6 protein-coding genes are annotated in these 5165 nt (G+C 67.9%); 4 read left to right on the top strand and 2 right to left on the bottom strand.

All coding sequences use genetic code 11. The features are described 5' to 3' along the window. The coding region (locus WAN02_RS14580) for a PD-(D/E)XK nuclease family protein (protein ID WP_422264912.1) at positions 1–1150 on the top strand (1150 nt) is incomplete at its 5' end. A gap of 48 nt (positions 1151–1198) precedes the next feature. Here the strand turns inward: WAN02_RS14580 and WAN02_RS14575 are convergent. Beyond that, positions 1199–1594: a hypothetical protein gene (locus tag WAN02_RS14575; RefSeq protein WP_422264911.1), complete on the bottom strand. Its 396-nt coding sequence runs from the start codon at positions 1592–1594 to the stop codon at positions 1199–1201. Between the two features lie 39 nt (positions 1595–1633). Between WAN02_RS14575 and WAN02_RS14570 the strand changes: the two genes are divergently transcribed. Both WAN02_RS14570 and nudC read left to right on the top strand, forming a co-directional pair. Then, positions 1634–2701, top strand: a complete 1068-nt coding sequence (locus tag WAN02_RS14570) for a potassium channel family protein (protein WP_422264910.1) — start codon at positions 1634–1636, stop codon at positions 2699–2701. A 2-nt stretch (positions 2702–2703) separates the two neighbouring features. Then, a complete protein-coding gene (gene nudC / locus WAN02_RS14565) occupies positions 2704–3633 on the top strand; it encodes an NAD(+) diphosphatase (RefSeq protein ID WP_422264913.1) in 930 nt (309 codons plus the stop codon). A gap of 57 nt (positions 3634–3690) precedes the next feature. Here the strand turns inward: nudC and WAN02_RS14560 are convergent, their stop codons facing one another. After that, the gene (locus WAN02_RS14560; RefSeq protein WP_422264909.1) at positions 3691–3945 is read right to left on the bottom strand and encodes a mycoredoxin; all 255 of its coding nucleotides are present in this window, start codon (positions 3943–3945) and stop codon (positions 3691–3693) included. Positions 3946–4032: 87 nt separating this feature from the next. On the opposite strand from WAN02_RS14560, the gene WAN02_RS14555 reads away from it, so the two are divergent. Then, positions 4033–5165 (top strand): ATP-dependent helicase (locus WAN02_RS14555; RefSeq protein ID WP_422264908.1); only part of this gene is annotated, 1133 nt, incomplete at its 3' end.

The raw sequence follows: 5165 nt of genomic DNA, 5'->3' as shown, positions 1-5165 counted from the left end.
GTCCACGGCGGGCCTGCACGGCGTGCCGGTGCTCGACACCTCGGACGTGACCGATCGAAAGCAGTTGTCGGACAAGATCTCCGCGCACCGTCGTCAGCTGGAACAACGTCGCCTCGACGAGGAGCGCAGGCTGCTGTACGTGGCCATCACCCGGTCCGAGGACACTCTGCTGTTGTCCGGCCACCACTGGGGGGCCACCGGTGCCAAACCGCGCGGCCCGTCGGATTTTCTCGCCGAGCTCAAGGACACCATCGACCAGTCGGCGGCGGCCGGCCGGCCGTGCGGTGAGGTCGAGCAGTGGGCGCCCGCCCCGGCCGATGGTGAGCGAAACCCGTTGCGTGACAGCATTCGCGAGGCAAGCTGGCCAGTCGATCCGCTGACCGATCGCCGCGCAGATGTGCAACACGGCGCCGAACTCGTCGTCGCCGCGATGTCGGCAAATGCACCCGCGGAGACCGCCGACGCCGAAGAGTGGGCCGCCGACGTCGACGCGCTACTCAGTGAGCGGGCCCGTGCAGCGCAACCATCGGCGCAACCGCTGCCCAGCGGGTTATCGGTGAGCAGCCTGGTCGACTTGGCTCGCGACCCCGAACACGCTGTGCAGCGGTTGATGCGCCGGCTGCCATCGCGGCCGGAGCCGCATGCGTTGCTGGGCAATGCATTTCACGACTGGGTCGAGCGCTTCTACGGCGCCGAGCGACTGTTCGACCTCGCCGACCTGCCCGGCGCCGCCGACACCGACATCGGCCAGCGTGACGCCGAAGAGCTCGCCACGCTGCGGAAAACTTTCCTCGCCTCGCCGTGGGCCGTCCGTACACCGGTGGCCGTCGAGGTGCCCTTCGAGATGGCGATCGGCGACACCGTGGTGCGCGGCCGTATCGACGCGGTCTTCGCCGAGCCCGACGGTGGCGCAACCGTGGTGGACTGGAAGACCGGCGAGCCGCCGTACGGCTCAGAGGCGGCCCGGCATGCCGCCATTCAGCTCGGGGTGTACCGGCTCGCTTGGGCCGCGCTGAGCGGCTGTCGGGAATCGTTGGTGCGCACAGCTTTTCACTACGTCCGGACCGGTCTCACCGTCGTCCCGGATGCGCTGCCGGGGCCCGACGAGCTGGCCGAGCTGCTGGCCCGCGAGACGCCGCGCTGGATCTGATTGCGCGGCTCCTCAGCTGCCCACCGTGCTGGCCCGCGAGACGCCGCGCTAGGCGGTGCGGGCGACCTTGAGGGCCGTGGTCACCATCGGAATCTGCAACGGCAGCCGAGCCAACGCGATGATGCGCATCGGCCAGGGCTTGCCCCACCACAGTCGGCACATGTTGACGTTGCCCGGGAAGACCGCGACGAACAGCGCGGCCGCCGCCAACGCGGCCAGCCGGCGGGTGCTGCGCGCCAGAAGCGCCGCACCGATGCTGAGCTCGGCGACGCCAGATGCGTAGGTGTAGAACCGCGGGCTGCCGGGCAGCTCGACGGGGATGATGCCGTCGAACGGTTTCGGTGCTACGAAGTGCAGGGTGCCGACACCGAGCAACAGCGCGGCGAGTCGGTATGCGAGGGTCTGGCTGGCGTCGCGCTGGGGACTGTGTGTGATGGCGGTCATGGTTACATTGTGTCGTGCGCTGGGTCGAGCCGATGAACTGTGGTCAAAGTTAGCCGTCAGCGACGCGATCTCGATGAGACGCTGACCGCCCAGCCCCCATACGCGCTGGTCGGCGTCGTGCGCGTCCCGGAGGCGCAAATCAGTCCGGTACGGGCTATTTGGCGACGGGTCGCGATCGCCTTGCTCGCCTTGGTGGTCGCGGTGGCCACCGTCTACCTCGGTCGGGCCGGATACACCGACGTGCGAGGGGTGCCGCTGTCGTTCATCGACTGCCTGTACTTCGCCACGATCTCCTTGACCACAGTCGGCTACGGCGACCTCACGCCGTACTCCGAATTTGCCCGGCTGACCAACGTCGTGATCATCACGCCGCTGCGGATCCTGTTCCTCGTGGTGCTGGTCGGTACCACCCTTCAGGTCCTCACCGAGCGGTCGCGGCAGGCCTGGAAGATTCAACGTTGGAGGAGCAGAGTGCGCAACCACACCGTCGTCATCGGCTACGGCACCAAGGGCAAGACCGCGGTCGTCGCGATGTGCGAGGACGAGGCGGCCAGCAAGGACATCGTGGTCGTCGACACCCAACAGGCGGCTCTCGACCACGCCATCGCCGCCGATCTGGTGACCGTGCACGGCGACGCCACCAGATCCGACGTGCTGAGGCTGGCCTCCGCGCAGCACGCGTCGGCGATCATCGTCGCCACCGGTCGCGACGACACCGCAACGCTGGTCACCCTCACCGCCCGGGAAGTCGCCCCGCAGGCCAAGATCGTGGCTTCGATCCGCGAGGCCGAAAACCAGCACCTGCTCAAGCAATCCGGCGCGGACTCGGTGGTCGTGTCCTCCGAAACCGCCGGCCGACTGCTCGGTGTGGCCATCACGACGCCCAGCGTCGTCGAGATGATCGACGACCTGCTGACACCGGCGCATGGATTCGCCATCGCCGAACGTGAGGTCGAGCGGACCGAACTCGGCGGATCGCCGCGGCATCTGCCCGACGTCGTGCTCGGTGTGGTTCGCGACGGCCGCCTGCTTCGCGTCGACTCACCGGAGGCCGACGCCATCGAGGTCGGCGACCGGCTGCTCTATGTCCGCAACACGGGGAAGTAAGGCTGACTGTGGAATTCCAATTGAAGAGTGTGCCGCTGCTGTCGCGGATCGGCGCCGACCGGGCTGACCAGGTGCGCACCGACATCGACGCGGCCACTGCCGGCTGGGCGGACGCGGCGCTGCTGCGGCTCGACTCGCGCAATCAGGTGCTGGTCGCCGACGGCCGGGTGTTGCTCGGTAAGGCGAAAATCCTTGCCGACAAACCGCCTTCGGACGCGGTGTTCCTGGGCCGCATCGAGGACGGCCGACATGTGTGGGCGGTCCGCGGTCCGCTGGAAGCCCCCGATGATCCCGACCTCAAAGCCGAGGTGGCCGATCTGCGGCGGGCCGGACAGCTGTTCGACGATGTGGGCGCGCAACTGGTGTCGGCGGCTGCGGCGCTGCTGAATTGGCATGCCAGTTCCCGGTTCAGCTCAGTGGACGGCTCGCCGACCAAGTCGATCAGGGCGGGTTGGGCCCGGGTCAATCCGGTCACCGGTCACGAGGAATTCCCACGTATCGACCCGGCGATCATCTGCCTGGTGCACGACGGCGGCGATCGCGCGGTGCTGGCCCGTCAGACAACCTGGCCCGAACGGATGTTCTCGCTGCTTGCCGGCTTCGTCGAAGCGGGGGAGTCTTTTGAAACCTGTGTGGCCCGGGAGATCCGCGAGGAGATCGGGCTGACCGTAAGCGATATTCGCTACCTGGGCAGTCAACCGTGGCCGTTCCCGCGATCGCTGATGATCGGCTTCCACGCGATCGCCGATCCGGCTGAGCCGTTCGCGTTCAATGACGGCGAGATCGCGGAGGCCGATTGGTTCACCCGCGATGAGATTCGTGCCGCGCTGGCGCTGGGCGACTGGAGCAGCGACTCGGAGTCCAGGCTGCTGCTACCCGGATCCGTGTCGATCGCGCGGGTGATCATTGAGTCCTGGGCCGAGGCCCGGTGACGATGCGGGCCGGAACGGCCCGATGAGCAGCCGGGCAATCGGCTGAGGCCCGGTGAGTTAGCCGGCGAGCTTGGCCAGCTTCGCCCTGACCTCGTTGGTGCCCGGGTTGGTCAAAGTGGACCCGTCGGCGAACTTCAGCGTCGGTACGACGTGGTTGCCCCCGTTGACCGAGCCGACAAAGTCCGCCGCCGCGGGGTCCTGCTCGATGTCGACCTCGTGATATGCGATACCGGCTGATTTCAGCGCCGTCTTCAGCCGGTGGCAATAGCCGCACCACTGCGTGCTGTACATGGTGATGGAAGCGTTGCTCATAGTCGTTCAAACATAGATGGTCCCGCCGGTATGCCGCGGCGTGGCGCTGCCAGACGTTTGTCGGCCGGCACTGCCAAGATGGACGCCATGCCGGTGATCGCGGACTCCTTGATTGCCGACCTCGACGACGAACAGCGCGAGGCCGTGCTGGCTCCCCGCGGCCCGGTCTGTGTTCTGGCCGGCGCGGGGACCGGTAAGACCCGGACGATCACCCACCGCATCGCCCAGCTCGTCGCGACCGGACACGTCGCCGCGGGTCAGGTCTTGGCGGTGACCTTCACCCAGCGTGCGGCCGGCGAAATGCGAACCCGGTTGCGGGCGCTCGGAGCCAAAGCACAGACCGGTGTCGGTGCGGTGCAGGCGATGACCTTTCACGCCGCCGCGCACCGGCAGCTGCGGTACTTCTGGCCGCGGGTCGTCGGCGACACCGGTTGGCAGCTGCTGGAGACCAAGTTCGCCGTTGTCGCACGCGGGGCCACCGGCGCCGGCCTGAAGCTCAGCACCGACGACGTCCGTGACGTGGCCGGTGAGATCGAGTGGGCCAAGGCCTCGCTGATCTCACCCGAGCAGTATCCCGACGCGGTAGCGGCCGCGGCCCGTGATGTGCCGCTGGACGCGGCAAAGGTTGCCGCGGTGTACGCGGCCTACGAGTCGCTCAAGTCCCGTGGCGATGGAGTCGCCCTGCTCGACTTCGACGACCTGCTGCTGCACACCGCGGCTGCCATCGAGGACGACGCCGCGGTCGCTGAAGAATTCCGAGACCGCTACCGCTGCTTCGTCGTCGACGAGTACCAGGACGTCACCCCGCTGCAGCAGCGCGTGCTGTCGGCCTGGCTGGGCGACCGCGACGACCTCACCGTTGTCGGGGATGCCAATCAGACCATCTATTCGTTCACCGGGGCCTCGCCGCGCTACCTGCTGGATTTCTCGCGGCGGTTCCCCGACGCGACCGTGGTGCGCCTGGAACGCGACTATCGGTCCACCCCGCAGGTGGTGTCGCTGGCCAACCGGGTGATCGCCGCGGCCCGCGGACGGGTGGCCGGCAGCAAGCTGCATCTGGTCGGCCAGCGTGATCCGGGACCGGAGCCGACGTTTCGTGAATATTCCGACGAGGTCGCCGAAGCCGCCGCAGTGGCCAAGTCGATCAAGCTGCTTGTCGAAGCCGGCACGCCGGCATCTGAGATCGCGGTGCTCTACCGGATCAACGCACAGTCGGAGGT

The organism is Mycobacterium sp. (genome assembly GCF_049281135.1).
Classification (GTDB): Bacteria; Actinomycetota; Actinomycetes; order Mycobacteriales; family Mycobacteriaceae; genus Mycobacterium.
Note: the sequence above shows the minus strand (reverse complement) of the source record. Positions and strands in the feature narration are given on the sequence as shown.